Origin of the sequence: Pseudomonas sp. C 49-2, from assembly GCF_003970195.1 — a bacterium.
Lineage (GTDB): Bacteria > Pseudomonadota > Gammaproteobacteria > Pseudomonadales > Pseudomonadaceae > Aquipseudomonas > Aquipseudomonas canadensis.
In genome coordinates this window covers 292065-310600 of sequence record NZ_RXYG01000005.1, presented here as the reverse complement: position 1 = coordinate 310600, position 18536 = coordinate 292065, and the positions used below count along the sequence as shown (strand labels likewise).

The window sequence follows — 18536 nt, the reverse complement described above, 5'->3', positions numbered from 1 at the left end:
GGTATAGCGCCCAGTACGTTGCGCCGAATGATGGCCTTCATGTCCAAAGTATTTCCCTTTGTTCCGGGAGCAGCGCGAGCGAAAAACCGACGCTAGTCTTGGGCCGTACAGCAGATTTCTCCTGCTTTTTTCGGACCTCGACACGGATGACGACGGTAATGCTTGCTTGCCCCAACAGCGGTTTCCCCGAGGATTTTTCTAGGCGCCAAATCGGCATGACGCTGATCGAGGTGCTGGTTGCAGTGTTGATTCTCGCCATGGGCCTGCTGGGTGCGGCGGTGATCCAGCTCAATGCGCTCAAGTACACAGACAGTTCCAGGATGACCAGCCAGGCGAGTTTCATTGCCTACGACATGCTCGACCGAATCCGCGCCAATTCCGCTGTCGACTACTCCTGGGGGCGAGCCGAGCGTGCTCCTGTCAGCAGTGCGTCCACCAGCGTGCGCGACCTGGATTTGCATGATTTCGAGGCCAATATCCTCGGTTTTGCCGGGGCGACCGCCAAAGGCTCGGTGTCGGTCAGTGCGGGCGAGGTGACGGTCAGCATCAGTTGGGACGATAGCCGGGGCGCAAACAGACCGGGTGCCCGGGAAACATTCACCCTGACCAGCCGCATCGATGATGAGTCGAGGGGCGCGCAATGAAATGGAGCGTTAGGGGATTCAGCCTGGTGGAGTTGCTACTGGCGTTGGCCATGGGCCTAGTAGTGGTGCTTGGGGTCACCCAAGTGCTGATCAGTTCCAGAGCCACTCACGCCAGCCAGCAGGCCGCCATGTTGCTGCAGGACGATGCACGGTTCTTACTGGGCAAGATGACCCAGGATATTCGCCAGGCGGGCATGTTTGGCTGTTTGGCCACGGCGTCTATCGACAATGCTCCACCCGCTTTTGATCAGCCTGTCAGTTGGAAGGCCGAGGCGGGGGCGAAGTCGCTGTTGCTGGTGACAACTGATGTCGGTCTGGAAAGTGGCAAGCCTGACTGGACCGTATTGTCCGACTGCACGGGGACCGCCCAGGCTTATGTTGGCAGTGCGCCAGCGCCTGCCCCCGGACAGATCCGTTTTGCGCTGCGCCAGATCACCTACACCTTCGAAGCCGGCCAATTGAGAGTCAGTACGCCTGCGGCGCCTGCCAAGGCCGTGCTGGTGGATAACGTGCAGGCTTTCGATATCAGCTTTGGCGTGGCTGCCAAACCATCGTCGACGGAGGTGGCGCGTTACGACGCGAGTCCGGCGGACCTTGCCTTGATACGCAGTGTGCGCATCCTGATGACGCTGCAAGACCCAGCCGGACGCGTGAAGGATCAAACCTACAGCGTCGTGGCGGCGCTGCGAAACCGGCTGGGGTAGGGCGGCCATGATGCTTAAAGAGCCTATTCGTCTGCGGCAGGCGGGCATGGTGCTGCTGATCAGCCTGGTGTTGTTGCTGCTGTTGTCGCTGATCGGGCTGTCATCCCAGCAAGGGGCGGTGAGCCAGCAAAAGGTCACCGCTAGCTTCTGGCACCGCAATCAGTCGCTGCAAAGCGCCGAGAGTGGCTTGCGGCGTGGGGAGTCAGTTGTACAGCGATCATTTGCGATGCTGCCGCCTTGCCGGTCGGTTGTCACCTGCGCACCGCCGGCCGCCGCCTATTCGGTGGTTGGGGCGGGGCTGGACCCTGTTTCGGGGATCACTTGGACTGCACTGGACGGCGGTCTATACGGCATTCAATCCCTGGGACCCTCGGTGGGGCTGGCGCATTTGCCACCACGCACCGTGGCCGACGCGTATCGAGTGACGGCTGTCGGGTTAAGCGGCCAATTGCGCACGGTGCTGGAGAGCGTCTATGCGCATGTAGAAGAGGAGGGCGGCTCGCGTTTCCGGCGGGTGGCCTGGCGGCAACTTCAATAAGGAGCGTTGAAATGGGCATGGACAGCCAGGGCTTTACCTTGATTGAGTTACTGATCGCCGTGGCGATCATTGCGGTGCTGGCCGGGATTGCTTACCCCGGCTACACCAGCCATATGAAAAAAGTCTATCGCGTGGAAATCGTCGCGTTATTGACCGATCAGGCTCAGCATCTGGAGCGTTTTTATACAAGGAACGGTACTTTTATTGATGCAAGCGGCGTCAGCGAGGGCAATGATCGCTATAGAATCACCGCAGCATTGAACCCTCAGGATTTCCAGCTGGTGGCTACGCCTGGCGTCCGCTCGGTGATGACCGGCGATCCTTGCGGCGACTTCAGCCTGGCCAGTACCGGTGCGCGGACCAATCCGGGCGCGGCACCTGAAATGTCGCGCAAGCTGTGCTGGGGGCAATGATGAGGGTGCTGGATGACTGGGCGCCAAGTGCGCGTGTTCCTATTTATCGGCTGGATCAAATGATGGCAGAGCAACAGCAGGTAGTGATTGTCGGTGGCGGGGTCATCGGCTTGTTGACAGCGTTCAACCTGGCGACCCAAGGGCAAGCCGTAGTGCTGCTGGAGCGCGCGGGGTTGGGGCGGGAGTCCTCCTGGGCGGGCGGCGGTATTGTCTCGCCGCTGTATCCCTGGCGCTACAGCCCGGCCGTCACCGCACTGGCCCATTGGTCCCAAGACTTTTATCCTCAGTTGGCACAGCGCCTGTTTGCCCAGACCGGTGTCGACCCGGAGGTGCATACCACGGGCCTGTACTGGCTGGACCTGGACGACGAAGCCGAAGCCCTGGCCTGGGCTGCGGGAGAAGGCCGCCCCTTGAGCAAAGTGGATGTCTCGGCTGCCCATGATGCCGTTCCGGTGCTGGGCGGCGGGTACTCCAGCGCGGTCTACATGGCTGACGTCGCCAATGTGCGCAACCCGCGCCTGGTCAAATCCCTCAAGGCGGCACTGCTCGCGTTGCCCGGCGTGACCCTCCACGAGCAGTGTGAAGTGACCGGATTTGTTCTGGATGCGGGCAATGTCGTGGGTGTGAACACAGCTGGTGGGCCGATCTTCGGTGATCAGGTTGTACTGGCGGCCGGGGCGTGGAGTGGTGAACTGCTGGGTACTTTGGGCCTGTCGCTGCCGGTCGAGCCGGTCAAAGGCCAGATGATCCTGTACAAATGCGCCTCGGACTTCCTGTCGAGCATGGTCCTGGCCAAGGGGCGTTATGCGATCCCGCGGCGTGACGGGCACATCTTGATCGGCAGTACCCTGGAGCATGAAGGCTTCGACAAGACCCCTACCGACACGGCGCTGCAAAGCCTCAAGGCATCAGCGGTGGAGTTGATTCCCGCCTTGGCGGACGCCGAGGTGGTTGGGCACTGGGCCGGATTGCGCCCTGGTTCGCCGGAAGGCATCCCCTATATTGGCCAAGTGCCGGGCTTCAAAGGCTTGTGGCTCAACTGCGGCCATTACCGCAATGGCCTGGTGCTTGCGCCGGCATCCTGCCAGTTGTTTACCGACTTGCTGCTGGCGCGTACGCCGATCATCGACCCCGCGCCTTATGCGCCCGAAGGTCGGATCAATGCTGGATAGACTTCGGTCCTTGTTCCAGATGCGCCTGGGTGCAATACCACTCCTGGCGCGAGCTCAGGGCGCGATCCTGTGGCAGGTGTACGCCGCAGTGGGCGCAGCGCACCATCAGGGCAGCGTCAGGCTCGCTGGTACGTTGTTGCTTGGCGGCCGGGCTTTTGAATTTGCGCCAGAACCATACTGCGGCGGCAATGACGGCAATCCAGAACAATAGACGAAGCATGATGGGCAGTTTCTCGACAAGGAATGCGCCAGTTTAGCCAAGGACGTGCCAGGCGCACAGCGCAATAAATATCACCCACAAAAAAGGAGCCTCGAAAGGCTCCTTCTTGATGACGCCGGGTGCAATCAGTCGAACACACCGAAGGTCATGTAGCTGAACCACGAACGGTCCTGGTTGTTGCCCAGGGCCTGCGGCTCTTCTTCTTCGATCACGTCGCCGTTCTCGTCATGCGGCTTGAGCTCCGAAGGAATGGCGTCCTTGGCGTCCTGGTACTGCTTGATCACGTCCTGGTTGGCGCGGGTTTCGCCCGGCGGCAGCGGTGGACGGGATTCGATCAGGCCCAGGGTGTACTTGCTCAGCCACGAACGGTTGTCCGCTTCAGCAACCTGAGGCACGAACTGGCCGTCTTTCAGGCTTGGGTGATCCGGGTAGTTGAGCTTCAGGGTTTCCAGGCTGGTGCTGGCCAACTCGTCCAGGTGCAGACGCTGGTAAGCCTCGGTCATCACCGCCAGGCCGTCACCCACAGAAGGAGTTTCCTGGAAGTTTTCTACCACATAACGACCACGGTTGGCGGCGGCTACGTAGGCCTGACGGGTCAGGTAGTAGTGCGCCACGTGGATCTCGTAGGACGCCAGCAGGTTGCGCAGGTAGATCATGCGCTGCTTGGCATCCGGTGCGTAGCGGCTATTGGGGTAGCGGCTGGTCAACTGGGCGAACTCGTTGTAGGAGTCGCGGGCAGCACCCGGGTCACGCTTGGTCATGTCCAGCGGCAGGAAGCGCGCCAGCAGGCCGACATCCTGGTCGAACGAGGTCAGGCCCTTCATGTAGTAGGCGTAGTCGACGTTCGGGTGCTGCGGATGCAGGCGGATGAAACGCTCGGCGGCGGACTTGGCAGCTTCCGGCTCGGCGTTCTTGTAGTTGGCGTAGATCAACTCGAGCTGGGCCTGGTCGGCATAGCGCCCGAACGGATAACGCGACTCCAGTGCCTTCAGCTTCGCTGTGGCGCTGGTGAAGCTATTATTGTCCAAGTCTTTCTGAGCCAGTTGGTACAACTCGACTTCGCTCAGGTTTTCGTCGACGACTTCCTTTGTTGACGAGCAAGCAGCAGTCATGGCGAGGATGGCGATCAGCAGCAGGTGTTTCACTTGCATGGCGGCTTGCGTCCCTATGACGGCCGCTGTCTTGGGCGGGGCCGTCCTGTTATGATGAGCGCCCCGTTGAAAGCCTCGGGGCAAAAGACGCCGTATTTAACCACAAGCGCGCAGCCGAAACCAAAGGCTACGCCACGCCTAGTCTGAGCATGTCCGATAAAATTGAACTTCGCGCAGAGGTGCCGTCCGAATTGGGCGGCCAACGCCTCGATCAAGTCGCCGCACAATTATTCGCTGAGCACTCGCGCTCGCGCCTTTCCGCCTGGATCAAAGACGGCCGCCTGACTGTGGATGGAGCGGTTATCCGCCCGCGAGACATAGTCCATGGCGGTGCGATTCTTGAGCTGACTGCCGAGCAGGAAGCCCAGGGAGAATGGGTCGCCCAGGACATCGAGCTGGATATCGTCTATGAAGACGACGACATCCTGGTCATCAACAAACCCGCAGGCCTGGTGGTTCACCCGGCGGCCGGGCACGCTGATGGCACCTTGCTCAATGCCCTGCTGCACCACGTGCCGGACATCATCAATGTCCCGCGCTGCGGCATCGTGCACCGTCTGGACAAGGACACCACCGGTTTGATGGTGGTCGCCAAGACCATTCAGGCGCAGACGCAGTTGGTCACACAATTGCAAAGCCGCAGCGTCAGCCGGATCTACGAGTGCATCGTGATCGGCGTGGTGGTAGCGGGTGGCAAGATCAACGCCCCAATCGGTCGCCACGGCCAGCAGCGCCAGCGTATGGCGGTGATGGAAGGCGGCAAGCAGGCCGTTAGCCACTATCGTGTGCTGGAGCGTTTCCGTTCCCACACTCACGTGCGGGTCAAGCTGGAAACCGGCCGTACCCACCAGATTCGCGTGCACATGGCGCACATCAACTTCCCGTTGGTCGGAGATCCGGCCTACGGCGGTCGCTTCCGTATTCCGCCTGCGGCCAGCCAGACCATGGTTGAATCGTTGAAAACCTTCCCGCGCCAGGCCTTGCATGCACGTTTCCTGGAGCTGGACCATCCGACGAGCGGTAAACGGATGAGCTGGGAATCGCCGCTGCCGGACGATCTGGTCTGGCTGCTGTCGCTGCTCAAGCAGGATCGCGAGGCGTTTATCGGATGAGTGACTGGCTGATTCCTGACTGGCCTGCGCCGGCTCAGGTCAAAGCCTGCGTCACCACCCGTGCGGGCGGCGTCAGCCTGACGCCGTTCGACAGCCTCAACTTGGGCGATCACGTCGAGGACAGCCTGGGGGCCGTCCTTGAGAATCGCCGTCGTCTTAGCGATGCCTTCAATATTCAGCCGGCTTGGCTGCGTCAGGTTCATGGTGTGACTGTGGTCGAAGCCGACCCAAATCGCACCGCCGAAGCGGATGGCAGTTGGACCAGCACCCCTGGCATTGCCTGCACCTCCATGACCGCCGACTGCCTGCCTGCGTTGTTCTGCAACCGCGCCGGCACCCATGTGGCGGCGGCCCATGCCGGTTGGCGTGGACTGGCGGCGGGCGTGCTGGAAGCTGCCTTTGAAAGCCTGGATACCGATCCGGGTGAAGTGCTGGTCTGGCTTGGCCCGGCGATTGGCCCGCAAGCCTTTGAAGTCGGCCCGGAAGTGCGTGAAGCCTTCATGCAGCAATTGCCGATCACCGCTGAAGCCTTCGTGCCTAGCCGTAATCCCGGCAAGTTCATGGCCGACATCTATAAGCTGGCCCGTTTGCGCCTGGCCGCACGTGGCGTCACTGCTGTTTATGGTGGTGGGTTCTGCACCGTGACCGACCCGCGCTTCTTTTCTTACCGCCGTAGCCCACGCACCGGTCGGTTTGCCTCCCTTATCTGGCTGGAACGCTAGACTCATCTGATCTGCGTCAACTGTACGTAGCTTGAATCTCCCAGAATCCACCCCATCTATAAGGGTATCTGGCAGGTTTCTTCATTCAGGATGTTTTATAGCTCCGGCCTGCTCAAAAGGAAGGTGACTAATGCGTATAGATCGTTTAACCAGCAAATTGCAGTTGGCGTTATCTGACTCTCAATCCTTGGCGGTGGGCCTCGACCACCCAGCCATCGAGCCTGCACATTTGATGCAGGCACTCCTGGAACAGCAAGGTGGTTCTATCAAGCCCTTGCTGATGCAGGTGGGCTTTGACGTCAACAGCCTGCGCAAGGAGTTGAGCAAAGAGCTCGACCAACTGCCGAAAATCCAAAACCCGACCGGCGACGTGAATATGTCCCAGGACTTGGCGCGCCTGCTTAACCAAGCGGACCGCCTGGCCCAGCAAAAGGGCGACCAGTTCATCTCCAGCGAACTGGTGCTGCTCGCCGCCATGGACGAAAACAGCAAGCTCGGCAAGTTGTTGCTGGGCCAGGGCGTGAGCAAGAAAGCCCTCGAAAACGCCATCAACAACCTGCGTGGCGGCGACGCGGTCAACGACCCCAACCATGAGGAGTCGCGCCAAGCCCTGGATAAATACACCGTCGACCTGACCAAGCGCGCCGAAGAGGGCAAGCTTGACCCGGTAATCGGCCGTGACGATGAAATCCGTCGCACCATCCAGGTCCTGCAACGTCGCACCAAGAACAACCCGGTGCTGATCGGTGAGCCTGGCGTGGGTAAAACCGCGATTGCCGAGGGCCTGGCCCAGCGCATCATCAATGGTGAAGTGCCGGACGGCCTCAAAGGCAAGCGCCTGCTGTCCCTGGACATGGGGTCGCTGATTGCCGGTGCCAAGTTCCGTGGCGAGTTCGAAGAACGCCTGAAATCCCTGCTTAATGAACTGTCGAAGCAGGAAGGGCAGATCATTCTGTTTATCGACGAACTGCACACCATGGTCGGCGCCGGTAAAGGCGAAGGCTCCATGGATGCGGGCAACATGCTCAAGCCAGCCTTGGCGCGGGGCGAGTTGCATTGCGTCGGTGCCACGACGCTCAACGAATATCGCCAGTACATTGAAAAGGACGCGGCCCTTGAGCGTCGCTTCCAGAAAGTGCTGGTGGAAGAGCCGAGCGAAGAGGACACCATTGCGATCCTGCGTGGCCTGAAAGAGCGTTATGAGGTCCACCATAAGGTGGCGATCACTGACGGCGCGATCATTGCGGCGGCGAAATTAAGCCACCGCTATATCACTGATCGTCAGTTGCCTGACAAGGCCATCGACTTGATCGACGAAGCGGCCAGCCGCATCCGCATGGAGATCGACTCCAAGCCGGAAGTGCTCGACCGTCTGGATCGGCGCCTGATTCAACTGAAAGTTGAGTCCCAGGCCCTGAAGAAAGAAGAAGACGACGCGGCGAAAAAACGCCTGGAAAAACTCCAGGAAGAAATCGTCCGTCTGGAACGCGAGTATTCGGACCTGGAAGAAATCTGGACCTCGGAAAAAGCCGAAGTGCAGGGCTCTGCGCAGATCCAGCAAAAGATCGAGCAGTCCCGCCAGGAGCTGGAAGCCGCGCGCCGTAAAGGCGACCTGAACCGCATGGCCGAGTTGCAGTACGGGGTGATCCCTGACCTAGAGCGCAGCCTGCAGATGGTCGATCAACACGGCAAGCCTGAAAACCAGTTGCTGCGCAGCAAGGTGACCGAGGAGGAAATCGCCGAAGTCGTCTCGAAGTGGACCGGCATTCCGGTGTCGAAAATGCTCGAAGGCGAACGCGACAAGCTGCTGAAGATGGAAAGCCTGTTACACCAACGTGTGATCGGCCAGGAAGAGGCCGTGGTGGCGGTGTCCAACGCGGTACGGCGTTCGCGGGCCGGTTTGTCCGACCCGAACCGTCCGAGCGGCTCGTTCATGTTCCTCGGCCCGACCGGTGTGGGTAAGACCGAGCTGTGCAAGGCCTTGGCCGAGTTCCTCTTTGATACTGAAGAGGCCATGGTGCGGATCGATATGTCCGAATTCATGGAAAAACACTCGGTGGCTCGCTTGATCGGTGCACCACCAGGCTACGTGGGCTACGAAGAGGGCGGTTACCTGACCGAAGCCGTGCGGCGCAAGCCTTACTCGGTGATCTTGCTGGATGAGGTCGAGAAGGCGCATCCGGATGTGTTCAACATCCTGCTGCAAGTGCTGGAAGATGGCCGTCTGACGGACAGCCACGGGCGTACCGTGGACTTCCGCAACACGGTGATCGTGATGACCTCCAACCTGGGCTCGGCACAGATCCAGGAGTTGGTGGGTGATCGTGAAGGCCAGCGCGCTGCCGTGATGGATGCGCTGACCAGCCACTTCCGTCCGGAATTCATCAACCGGGTCGACGAAGTGGTGATCTTCGAGCCTCTGGCACGGGATCAGATCGCGGGCATCACTGAGATCCAGTTGAGTCGCCTGCGTGGCCGCCTGGCAGAACGCGAGCTGGACCTGGTGTTGAGCAGCGAGGCGTTGGACAAGCTGATTGCGGTCGGTTACGACCCGGTGTATGGCGCACGGCCTCTGAAGCGTGCGATCCAGCGCTGGATCGAGAACCCACTGGCTCAGCTGATCCTGTCCGGCAGCTTCATGCCGGGCACCAGCGTCGAGGCGACCGTGGAAAACGACGAAATTGTCTTTCACTAATCCCAGTCTGCTGGGTAATAAGAGAAGGCCCCGCATTGCGGGGCCTTTTTTTTTCGATAGGGCGTTGAACTGTAAGGCAAAGGCTTGTAAAGTGCGCCCCGCAGCAACGTCAGCCCACGGGTTTCTTCTCCCCAAGAAGAAATCAGAAACAAGCGCAAATCATTGTCTTAAAAGCAATTTAAAGGGTTGACAGGGGTTTTTAAGATTGTAGAATAGCGCGCCTCAGACACATGAACGTAGCGATACGGACAAGTCGAAGAGAAGGTAGTAAGCAACAACGTAGTACTTTGAAATATGTAGTTCCGTGATAGCTCAGTCGGTAGAGCAAATGACTGTTAATCATTGGGTCCCAGGTTCGAGTCCTGGTCACGGAGCCAATTTCAATATCGGGGTATAGCGCAGTCCGGTAGCGCGCCTGCTTTGGGAGCAGGATGTCGGGAGTTCGAATCCCCCTACCCCGACCATATTTGGGTCGTTAGCTCAGTTGGTAGAGCAGTTGGCTTTTAACCAATTGGTCGTAGGTTCGAATCCCACACGACCCACCATTTTTGAGACCAGTTAACGCTGGAATCGAATCTTAAGATCAGAGGCCAAAAGCGCTGATCGAAGAAGGCGACTGAAAGGTCGCCTTTTTTTTACCGGGGTATAGCGCAGTCCGGTAGCGCGCCTGCTTTGGGAGCAGGATGTCAGGAGTTCGAATCCCCTTACCCCGACCATATTAAAAATCCTCGTATCGAAAGATACGGGGATTTTTTTTGTGCGCTTAAAACTCAAGAACACTGGAAATCAAAATGTGGGAGGGGGCTTGCCCCCGATGGCGGTGGACCAGTCACTGATTTGCCGACTGACACACTGCAATCGGGGGGCAAGCCCCCTCCCGCGTTGATTGAGCTCCTGAGGGGCTGTGGTGTTAATGCAATTTAAGACGCGGCTCGGTGCCACGCCCAATCTTGCTCCCCAGCATCAACATCGCCGTACGGAAGAACCCATACAGCGCCATCTGGTGCATGCGGTACAGCGACACATAGAACATCCGCGCCAGCCAGCCTTCGAGCATCACACTGCCGGTGAGGTTGCCCATCAAGTTACCCACCGCCGAGAAGCGCGACAGCGAGATCAGCGAGCCATAGTCGGTGTACTTGTAGCTCGGCAGGTCCTTGCCTTCGATGCGCAGCTTCAGCGACTTGGCCAGCAACGAGGCCTGCTGGTGAGCCGCCTGGGCCCGTGGCGGCACGTTGCGGTCGGTGCCCGGTTGCGGGCAGGCGGCGCAGTCGCCGAAGGCAAAAATGTTCTCGTCGCGGGTGGTTTGCAGCGTCGGCAAAACCTGCAATTGATTGATGCGGTTGGTTTCCAGGCCGTCGATGTCCTTGAGGAAACCTGGCGCGCGAATCCCGGCGGCCCAGACCTTGAGGCTGGCGGGAATCACCTGGCCACTGCTGGTGATCAGCGCATCGGCCGTCACTTCACTGACCGCCGAATTGGTCAGCACGGTCACCCCAAGTTTCTCCAGGGTTTTATGCACAGGCCCGCCGATACGCTCCGGCAGGGCTGGCAGCACCCGTGGGCCGGCTTCGATCAGGGTGATGTGCATGTTTTCCGGCTTGATGCGGTCCAGGCCGTAGGCGGCCAGCTCATGGGCGGCGTTGTGCAGTTCGGCGGCCAACTCGACCCCGGTTGCCCCCGCGCCGACGATGGCGACGCTGATCTTTTCCACCACATCCGTCTGCCCGGCATGGGCGCGCAGGTAGTGGTTGAGCAATTGCTGGTGGAAGCGCTCGGCCTGCTTGCGGGTGTCGAGGAACAGGCAGTGTTGCGCCGCGCCTTCGGTACCGAAGTCATTGGTGGTGCTGCCAACTGCAATCACCAGGCTGTCGTAGCCCAGCACGCGTGCGGGCACCAGCTCACGACCTTCTTCGTCGAGAGTGGCGGCCAGCTGGATTTTCTTCTGTTCACGGTCAAGCCCGCTCATGCGCCCCAGTTGGAACTCGAAGTGGTTCCATTTGGCTTGGGCGACATAATTGAGTTCGTCTTCCGAAGAATTCAGCGAACCGGCGGCCACTTCATGCAGCAAGGGCTTCCAGATGTGGGTCAGGTTGGCGTCTACCAGCGTGATGCTGGCGGTGCCGCGCTTGCCCAGAGTCTTACCCAGGCGGGTAGCCAACTCCAGGCCGCCGGCGCCGCCGCCGACGATAATAATACGATGGGTCATGGGGATATCTCGCAAGGCTAAAAGAAATCGGAGCAGTTACCCCCGCGAGCGCCAGGCAGCTCATAGCGTCAGGTAACTCAAAAGTCGGCTCAGCAAGCCCAGGCCGATCACCACAACAAGCACCACACCCAGGAGCAGCCACGGCCGGAAAGGCTTGCGCTCGACTCGGTTTTGGGAGAGTTGCAGGTACTCTTCGACATGCTGTTGGTCATCGGGGTTCAGGCGGCTGGTCATAAAGGCCTCGTCAGGTAGACGTTGCAAAAGGGCGCCACGTTACAGTCCGGGGGATCAGAGGCTGATGCCCACATCGAACACTATGCTGCGGCCCAGGTTGTTGCGCAAGAAATCCGGTGCGTCGGGGTGAGCGAACAAAACCCGTGCAAAGGTCGGCCCCACCAGCGACAACGAGCGCCAGCCCTGGCGCAGGTATTCGGTCGGCGGCGGAAAATGACTGTTGAGGTCGAGTACTTCGCGCTTGAGGCTGGTGAAGGCGACGATATCCAGCTCCCCCAGGTCCATCCCGCGTTCTTTATAGTTATGCGCCTTCTTGCGCAGTGTAGGTGCCAGGCGCAATAAAAATTCGTGGGCCGGAATGCGCCGCGGCTTGGCTTCGCGCCGCACCAATTGGCTCAGGGAGAAGGCGCTGCGCCGACGCAGTAACTCGTCGCGCCATTCGTCGTTCAGGCGGCGGCCCTCATCCAGTACGAAAAACACCTCGAAGCTGGCATCGCGAAACAGTACGTCCGGCGGCTCTTGCCCGGCGGCATGAAACTCTTCGGCTCGGTAGGGCACGTTCAAGCCTTGCAGCAGGCGCTGGCAGACCCAACGCTCACGCTCCCATTTGCGGGCATTGGACAGGAACGCGTTGGCTTGTTCGGCTGCTACGGTGAGCAGGCGCAAGTAATCTGAGTCATCCATAGCTAGCAGCTTAGCGCTCAAATGATGACCGCAGGAAGTCCCGCTATAAAACGTCGGTGTAGACTGACAATCCGACTGATTTTCCAACATGGAGCGTGCTGCCGTGATCAGTGCCGCGATGCTGGCTCCGACGACCCTGGGCGTCGGCTGGCTGTTATATGCGCCCGTCGTGCTATGGGCGGTCATACGGTCACCTTGGGTCGAATTGTTTGCCGACCGTCGACGCCAACATTTGCTGTTCGGCACCGTCTTCGCGTTGTTCATACTGTGGCTGGTGCGGCGGGATTTTGATACCGGCGTGTCCTACCACTTCATCGGCATGACCGCCGTGACCCTGTTGCTGGATTGGCCTTTGGCAATTGTCGGTGGCTTTGCCGCCCAGTTGGGCCTGATGATGTTAGGGCGCCAAGACCTCGCCGCCCTTGGCGTCAACGGCTTGTTGCTGATCGTGCTGCCAGTGCTGGTCACTGAAGCCTGCGCGTTGCTGGTGGAGCGAGCGCAACCGCGCAATCCCTTTGTGTATATCTTCTGTTCCGGTTTTTTCGCAGCTGCTCTGTCGGCGCTGCTTTGCCTGCTGTTCGGGCTTGGGCTGCTCTGGTTAGACGGTCGTTTCGCCATGCCGGAATGGCTGGAAGATTTCATCGGCTACCTGTGGCTGATCATTTTCCCCGAAGCCTTTATCAACGGCATGGTCATCAGCGCCCTGGTGGTGTTTTGCCCGGAATGGCTGGAGACCTTCAATCGCACGCGCTACCTCTCGGCACCTTGGAAGGATGACGATTCGCAGCGTTGACCCAGATCAAATCCAGCGCACGCAGCCAAGCCCATGCTTTGCAGAATTTTTCAGGAGCATGAAACATGAGTGTGTACGAGTGGGCACGGCAGGAGTTGCGCAGAAGCCAGGATGCGGCACAGGAAATCGGTTTTGACCCAGGCCTGACCCTGCGCGCCATGCTCAGCGCAGTGGTGCAGCAGAGCAAGGGAGTGCGCAGTTTCGAAGACCTGGCCGACGAGCTGCAATACCTTGCAGAGAACCTCGACGACCAGCAGGAATACGCCTTTATGCGCCCTTAGTGGCGTGGCGGCAGGTCTTCGGAAAACAGCTCGTCTTCGGCATCCGGGGCCACGGGGATCTTGTGTTCCTCAGCGGCCCAGGCGCCCAGGTCAATGAGTTTGCAGCGGTCCGAGCAGAACGGCCGTTTGAGGTTGGTCGCTTTCCATTCCACGGGTGCGCCGCAGGTTGGGCAGTCGACGGTCAAGGGTTGGCTCATGATCGGCCTCCACGCAAAGTAAGGTAAAAGTGGTGCAGTCGCTCGACCTCGCTGTGCAGCCAGGCAAGGTCCTGGTCATTGACCAGTACGTCATCGGCATGTTTCAGGCGGTCTTCACGGCTGGACTGCGCCTTGAGAATCGCCTGCACCTGCTGTTCGTTGATGCCGTCGCGCTGCAGGGTACGCTGAATCTGCAGCGATTGCGGCACGTCGATCACCAGGATGCGCTGGGTCATGCTGTACTGGCCCGACTCGATCAGCAGTGGCGACACCAGAATCGCATAAGGCGACGTTGCCCGTGCCAGGTGGCTGCGAATTTCTTCACCGATCAACGGATGCAGCAGGGCTTCGAGCCAGCGGCGCTCTTCGGGGACTTCAAAGATCAGCGTGCGCAAGGCGGCGCGATCCAGCTGGCCGTCAGGTTGCAGCACGCCGGCACCAAAGTGCTCAGCGATGCGCGCCAATGCCGGGCGGCCAGGCTCGACCACCCAGCGGGCGGCGTGATCGGCGTCCACCAAATCGATACCCAGGTCGATAAAGTGCTGCGCCGCCGCGCTTTTGCCGCTGCCGATGCCACCGGTGAGGCCGAGAATCCAGGGTGTTGCAACAGAAGTGGTCATCTGAAACCGACAGACTGCAAATAGAAGTCGGTTATTTGACCACCCCAGAGCAATGCAATCCAGCCGGCAATTGCCAGATACGGACCAAACGGCATCGGTGCCGACGCCTGGGCCTTGCGCAGGCGCATCAGGATCAAGCCGACGAACACGCCGACCAACGACGACATCAACAGCGTCATCGGCAGGATCTGCCAGCCGCCCCAGGCACCGAGTAGTGCGAGTAACTTGAAGTCGCCGTGGCCCATACCGTCCTTGCCGGTAGCCAGCTTGAACAACCAGAACACGCTCCACAGGCTCATGTACCCGAACACCGCGCCCCACAGGGCGTCGGGCAATGTCGTCAGCAGGCCGAACCCGTTGACGATCAGCCCCAGCCACAGCAGTGGCATCACCAGCACATCCGGCAACAGTTGATGGTCGGCATCGATCAGGCTCATCGCCAATAAACCCCAGCTCAGCACCAGCACTGCGCCCGCCTGCCAGCCAAAGCCGAAATGCCAGGCGACCCAGGCCGAGATCAGTCCACACGCCAGTTCAGTAAGCGGATAGCGGGCACTGATGGCACCTTGGCAATGGGCGCAGCGACCTCGCAGGAACAGGTAGCTGAGCAGTGGGATATTTTCCCACGGCCGTATCGGATGGTTGCAGTGCGGGCAGCAGGAGTTGGGGTGCATCAGGTTGTAGGTCGGCCCAGCGGGATCGGCGGGTAGACCGAGCACTTCATGGGCCTGGGCGCGCCATTCCCGTTCGAGCATTTTTGGCAGGCGCCATGCCAGCACGTTAAGGAAACTGCCGACGATCAGCCCCAGTACACCCGCCATCACGACAAAAGCCCACGGATGCGCAACCAGTAACAGGCTCAAAACGCGCTCCCCAGCTGGAAGACCGGCAAGTACATGGCGATTACCAGCGCACCGACAATGCTTCCCAGGATCACCATGATCAGCGGCTCCATCAGGCTGGTGAGGTTGTCGACCAGGTTGTCCACGTCGGCCTCGTAATGGTTGGCGACCTTTTCCAGCATGCGGTCCAGTGTGCCTGACTCCTCGCCGATGGCAGTCATCTGGATTGCCATACGAGGAAACAGACCGCTGGCGACCATGGATTGATTTAATGCCATGCCGGTGGATACGTCGTGTCGCATATGCTCGATTGCCTGTTTGAACGGCCCTGAACCGACGGCGCCGGCCACTGAGTCCAATGCCTGAGCCAATGGAACACCCGCTGCGAAGGTCGTGGACAGTGTGCGTGCGTAGCGGGCCACGGCCGATTTTTTCAGCAGTTTGCCTGCGAGTGGAGTTTTCAACAAACCGGCGTCCAGCCAGCGTCGAAAAGCAGGGACGGCGCGATAGGCGTGGCGCAATCCCACGCCTCCCGCGAGAACGCCAAGCGCTACGCCCCACCAGGCCTTCTGCATGAACTCGGACAGGGCGATCACCTGCAAGGTAAAGCCGGGCAGCGTGCCGTCGACGCCGGCAAACAGATTCTGGAATTGCGGCACAACGTGGATCAACAAAACGCCAGTGACAAGACAGGCCACCGCCAGCACCGCGATCGGATAGGTCATGGCTTTTTTGATCCTGGCCCTTAACTGCTCACTCTTTTCCCGATGAATCGCCACGCGCTCCAGCAGGGTTTCCAGTGCACCGGCCTGTTCGCCGGCGGCCACCAGGTTGCAAAACAGCTCATCGAAGCAGCGCGGCTTTTTGCGCAAGGCGTCGGACAGGCTGGAGCCGGAGGCAATCGCTTGTTTCAGTCCTTGCACCAGCTCACGCACAGCGCGGTTGTCGAAGCCTTCGCCGATGATGTCGAACGCTTGCAGCAGGGGAATCCCGGCCTTCAGCAGCGTCGCCAGTTGGCGAGTGAGCAGGGTGATATCCGTCGATTTGATCGGCGGTGTGAGTCCCCGTAGAACGGAGGATTTCTTGCGCACATGCCCTGGGCTGATGCCCTGTTGGCGCAACTGGGCCCTGACCCAGGCAAGATTGTGCCCCGTGGTTTGCCCGCACACCCTGCGTCCTTTGCGATTGATGCCTTCCCAGGCGTACAGCGTTAAAGCGTCGTCCATGTCACCGTTCCGCACAGAGGTCGTCGAAGATTTATAGCTTAGTCAGGTGACGGATTCGGGCTGGCAGGTGCAGCAGGATAAAATGTCAGAATGTGCGACTTGTACGCGATTGAGCGGCTGCGCATGAGTACACTGGCGCCGCTGCACAACACGGGGCGCAGGACGCGCCTTGTCATGAGTTCTATCCTGGAGAGTGAATGTGATACGTCAAAAAGGTTTTACCCTGATCGAGTTGTTGATCGTCGTGGCAATCATCGGCATTTTGGCCACCATCGGCCTGCCCATGTACACCACCCACCAGGCCAAGGCCAAATTCACCGCCGGCCTGGCTGAAATCACCGCGTTGAAGCCAGGGTATGAAGACACCCTCAACCAGGGCACGGTTCCTACGCTGGCATTGATCGGCGGCACCAGCCCGACAGCCAACTGCAAGATTGGCGTGGCTGGGGACGTTGCCACGGGCGCAGGCTCGATCAGTTGCGAACTAATTGATGCGCCGGCACCGGTGCTGGGCAAGACCATCAGCCTGACGCGCGATGCCACCACCGGTTGGAAATGCACCACCACCGCTGACGCAAAATATGTCGCCAAAGGCTGCGGCGCCGACGGCGCTTAACTGCTAAACCCTCCACAGGGAAGTTGAGGTGGCCGATGGTGTTATCCCTAGAGCAGCGTGGCAGTATTTTTCTGGTGGCGGTGGTGTGCCTGCTGGTTGTCGGGATCTGTGCTCCCTTCAGTGGGCATGATCTGCAGCGGGTGATGCAGATTGCCATCGGGGCTTGCGCGGTGCTTTATGGGCTGTCGGTCGCCCGCGTTGAACGGCTGGTTGACCGGCCCACAGCCTTGGGCCTGATGCTCATCATCGGGTTGGGGCTGGTGTCGTCAATGCGAGCTCACCAGCCGCTGTGGGCACTTGTCGAAGTGGCATTATTCATCAGCTGCGGCGCGATTGCCGTAGCATTTGCCTTGGCGCGGCGTCAGGGCGGTCAGTCTTTGGATCGCGCCTTGATTGTGTTCGTGGTGCTGCTGTGCCTGATCAAGTCGATTCAATACACCTACGTCGGTGCTCTGGCGTTCATCAATGCGGAGCGGACGCTGGATCCTGACTTGTTGCTGTCTGGCTTTTCCAACAAGCGTTTCTACGGCCAGTTCCAGACACTTACCTTGCCGCTGCTGGCGCTCCCTTTGTTGATCCCCACGCTTTCTCGCCCACTCAAGGCCGCGGTGTTTGCGCTGCTGTGCGCGTGGTGGCTGATTGCAGTGGGGGGCGGCACGCGTGGCACCTGGCTTGGCATGGGGGCGGCCAGTGTGGTGCTGGCGGTGCTAGGACCATGGGGCCGGCGCTGGCTGGGTTGGCAATTGGCTGCAATGCTGGGGGGACTGTTGTTGTATTGGCTGGCGTTCAAGGTGTTGGCGGATTACCTGGGGATCGAAATCGCCAATGCCGCCAGCGATCGCCTCACAACCACGTTGTCGGGACGTGGTCCGATTTGGTGGCAGGCCTGGCATATGCTCGTCGAACGGCCTTTGCTGGGGTTCGGGCCAATGCAGTTCGCCGATATCGCCAACAGTATCGCCGCTCACCCTCATCAGGCCATTTTGCAATGGGCCAGTGAGTGGGGTGTGCCATCCGCGTTGTGCGTCGCCGTGTTGGCATGGCGCGCAGGTTGGGCCACGCTCGGTGTATTGCGTGAGCGCGCACTGAGCACCGAGTGGGCAGACCTGCTGCGGCTCTGTCTGTTTGCGGCGTTGGTCGGTGCATTAGTGCAGTCCATGGTCGACGGCGTGATCGTGATGCCCAACTCCCAGGTCTGGCTGGCGTTGGTGGTGGGCTGGTTGATGGCGCTGCATGTCTGGCGAACCCCGCAAACCGGCCAACTGCCATTGGCCTGGGGCGCTTGGAAAACCCTGGGGCTGCTGGCCGTTGGTCTGTTGATCGTTATCGCCGTGCGTGACGTCCCTCACATCGCGCGAGCCCAGCAGCAGTACCTGAGCAGCCATGACAACATGCTGCAACCACGCTTTTGGGCTCAAGGCGTGATTGCCCGCTGACGGCGGCAAGTTGCCGGACTCCCGATG

Annotated in this window: 21 protein-coding genes and 4 tRNA genes; 16 read left to right on the top strand and 9 right to left on the bottom strand. The window is 60.0% G+C overall.

Features of this window, described 5'->3' with window-relative positions; genetic code table 11:
* The first annotated feature begins 158 nt into the window (after positions 1–158).
* The 5 genes from pilV (at position 159) to thiO (ending at position 3471) form a co-directional block, all read left to right on the top strand.
* Positions 159–644, top strand: a complete 486-nt coding sequence (gene pilV, locus EJ576_RS12620) for a type IV pilus modification protein PilV (RefSeq protein WP_122723683.1) — start codon at positions 159–161, stop codon at positions 642–644.
* Complete coding sequence (locus EJ576_RS12615) at positions 641–1348, top strand: PilW family protein (protein WP_126570454.1); 708 nt, start codon at positions 641–643, stop codon at positions 1346–1348. The genes pilV and EJ576_RS12615 overlap by 4 nt, the downstream gene beginning before the upstream one ends.
* Before the next feature lie 7 nt (positions 1349–1355).
* A complete protein-coding gene (locus tag EJ576_RS12610) occupies positions 1356–1886 on the top strand; it encodes a PilX N-terminal domain-containing pilus assembly protein (RefSeq protein WP_126570453.1) in 531 nt (176 codons plus the stop codon).
* An 11-nt stretch (positions 1887–1897) separates the two neighbouring features.
* Complete coding sequence (locus EJ576_RS12605) at positions 1898–2299, top strand: type IV pilin protein (RefSeq protein WP_122723686.1); 402 nt, start codon at positions 1898–1900, stop codon at positions 2297–2299.
* 62 nt (positions 2300–2361) lie between these two features.
* Positions 2362–3471, top strand: a complete 1110-nt coding sequence (thiO, locus tag EJ576_RS12600) for a glycine oxidase ThiO (protein ID WP_126570452.1) — start codon at positions 2362–2364, stop codon at positions 3469–3471.
* Here thiO and EJ576_RS12595 read toward each other — a convergent pair.
* The gene (locus EJ576_RS12595; RefSeq protein ID WP_126570451.1) at positions 3458–3691 is read right to left on the bottom strand and encodes a PP0621 family protein; all 234 of its coding nucleotides are present in this window, start codon (positions 3689–3691) and stop codon (positions 3458–3460) included. The genes thiO and EJ576_RS12595 overlap by 14 nt on opposite strands.
* Positions 3692–3816: 125 nt before the next feature.
* Complete coding sequence (locus EJ576_RS12590; RefSeq protein WP_028618787.1) at positions 3817–4842, bottom strand: outer membrane protein assembly factor BamD; 1026 nt, start codon at positions 4840–4842, stop codon at positions 3817–3819.
* Between the two features lie 149 nt (positions 4843–4991).
* Between EJ576_RS12590 and rluD the strand changes: the two genes are divergently transcribed.
* The 7 genes from rluD (at position 4992) to EJ576_RS12555 (ending at position 10087) form a co-directional block, all read left to right on the top strand.
* Positions 4992–5954: a 23S rRNA pseudouridine(1911/1915/1917) synthase RluD gene (gene rluD / locus EJ576_RS12585; protein ID WP_016976299.1), complete on the top strand. Its 963-nt coding sequence runs from the start codon at positions 4992–4994 to the stop codon at positions 5952–5954.
* Entirely contained in the window at positions 5951–6676 is a 726-nt protein-coding gene (gene pgeF, locus EJ576_RS12580; protein ID WP_122723689.1) for a peptidoglycan editing factor PgeF, read from the top strand. The genes rluD and pgeF overlap by 4 nt, the downstream gene beginning before the upstream one ends.
* Positions 6677–6806: 130 nt before the next feature.
* Positions 6807–9371, top strand: coding sequence for an ATP-dependent chaperone ClpB (gene clpB / locus EJ576_RS12575; RefSeq protein WP_016976297.1), 2565 nt, complete (start codon positions 6807–6809; stop codon positions 9369–9371).
* A gap of 301 nt (positions 9372–9672) precedes the next feature.
* Positions 9673–9748 (top strand) — tRNA-Asn (locus tag EJ576_RS12570).
* Between the two features lie 10 nt (positions 9749–9758).
* Positions 9759–9835, top strand: a tRNA-Pro gene (locus tag EJ576_RS12565).
* A gap of 5 nt (positions 9836–9840) precedes the next feature.
* Positions 9841–9916, top strand: a tRNA-Lys gene (locus tag EJ576_RS12560).
* Positions 9917–10010: 94 nt separating this feature from the next.
* A tRNA-Pro gene (locus EJ576_RS12555) sits at positions 10011–10087 on the top strand.
* Positions 10088–10281: 194 nt separating this feature from the next.
* On the opposite strand, the gene EJ576_RS12550 is transcribed toward EJ576_RS12555, so the two are convergent.
* Genes EJ576_RS12550 through EJ576_RS12540 form a run of 3 tightly spaced genes read right to left on the bottom strand, consistent with a single transcriptional unit; the run spans position 10282 to position 12498 of the window.
* Positions 10282–11580: an NAD(P)/FAD-dependent oxidoreductase gene (locus tag EJ576_RS12550; RefSeq protein ID WP_016976296.1), complete on the bottom strand. Its 1299-nt coding sequence runs from the start codon at positions 11578–11580 to the stop codon at positions 10282–10284.
* A gap of 60 nt (positions 11581–11640) precedes the next feature.
* Entirely contained in the window at positions 11641–11814 is a 174-nt protein-coding gene (locus EJ576_RS12545) for a DUF3094 family protein (RefSeq protein ID WP_016976295.1), read from the bottom strand.
* A 54-nt stretch (positions 11815–11868) separates the two neighbouring features.
* On the bottom strand, positions 11869–12498 hold the full coding sequence (locus tag EJ576_RS12540; protein WP_010213242.1) for a DUF1780 domain-containing protein: 630 nt from the start codon (positions 12496–12498) through the stop codon (positions 11869–11871).
* 103 nt (positions 12499–12601) lie between these two features.
* On the opposite strand from EJ576_RS12540, the gene EJ576_RS12535 reads away from it, so the two are divergent.
* Positions 12602–13291, top strand: coding sequence for an energy-coupling factor ABC transporter permease (locus EJ576_RS12535; RefSeq protein ID WP_126570494.1), 690 nt, complete (start codon positions 12602–12604; stop codon positions 13289–13291).
* 65 nt (positions 13292–13356) lie between these two features.
* A complete protein-coding gene (locus EJ576_RS12530; protein WP_003171680.1) occupies positions 13357–13572 on the top strand; it encodes a hypothetical protein in 216 nt (71 codons plus the stop codon).
* Here the strand turns inward: EJ576_RS12530 and yacG are convergent.
* From yacG to EJ576_RS12510, 4 genes are read right to left on the bottom strand one after another with little or no spacing between them, the layout of a single operon-like run.
* Entirely contained in the window at positions 13569–13769 is a 201-nt protein-coding gene (gene yacG, locus EJ576_RS12525; RefSeq protein WP_126570450.1) for a DNA gyrase inhibitor YacG, read from the bottom strand. The genes EJ576_RS12530 and yacG overlap by 4 nt on opposite strands.
* Entirely contained in the window at positions 13766–14389 is a 624-nt protein-coding gene (gene coaE, locus EJ576_RS12520; protein ID WP_126570449.1) for a dephospho-CoA kinase, read from the bottom strand. Before coaE ends, yacG begins: the two co-directional genes overlap by 4 nt.
* Positions 14386–15252: an A24 family peptidase gene (locus EJ576_RS12515; RefSeq protein ID WP_028618794.1), complete on the bottom strand. Its 867-nt coding sequence runs from the start codon at positions 15250–15252 to the stop codon at positions 14386–14388. The genes coaE and EJ576_RS12515 overlap by 4 nt, the downstream gene beginning before the upstream one ends.
* Positions 15249–16457, bottom strand: coding sequence for a type II secretion system F family protein (locus tag EJ576_RS12510; RefSeq protein WP_126570448.1), 1209 nt, complete (start codon positions 16455–16457; stop codon positions 15249–15251). Before EJ576_RS12510 ends, EJ576_RS12515 begins: the two co-directional genes overlap by 4 nt.
* A 202-nt stretch (positions 16458–16659) precedes the next feature.
* Here EJ576_RS12510 and EJ576_RS12505 point away from each other — a divergent pair, with 202 nt between their 5' ends.
* Both EJ576_RS12505 and EJ576_RS12500 read left to right on the top strand, forming a co-directional pair.
* Positions 16660–17073: a pilin gene (locus EJ576_RS12505; RefSeq protein WP_122724563.1), complete on the top strand. Its 414-nt coding sequence runs from the start codon at positions 16660–16662 to the stop codon at positions 17071–17073.
* A 35-nt stretch (positions 17074–17108) separates the two neighbouring features.
* Entirely contained in the window at positions 17109–18509 is a 1401-nt protein-coding gene (locus EJ576_RS12500) for an O-antigen ligase (protein ID WP_122723693.1), read from the top strand.
* The last annotated feature ends 27 nt before the right edge of the window (positions 18510–18536 follow it).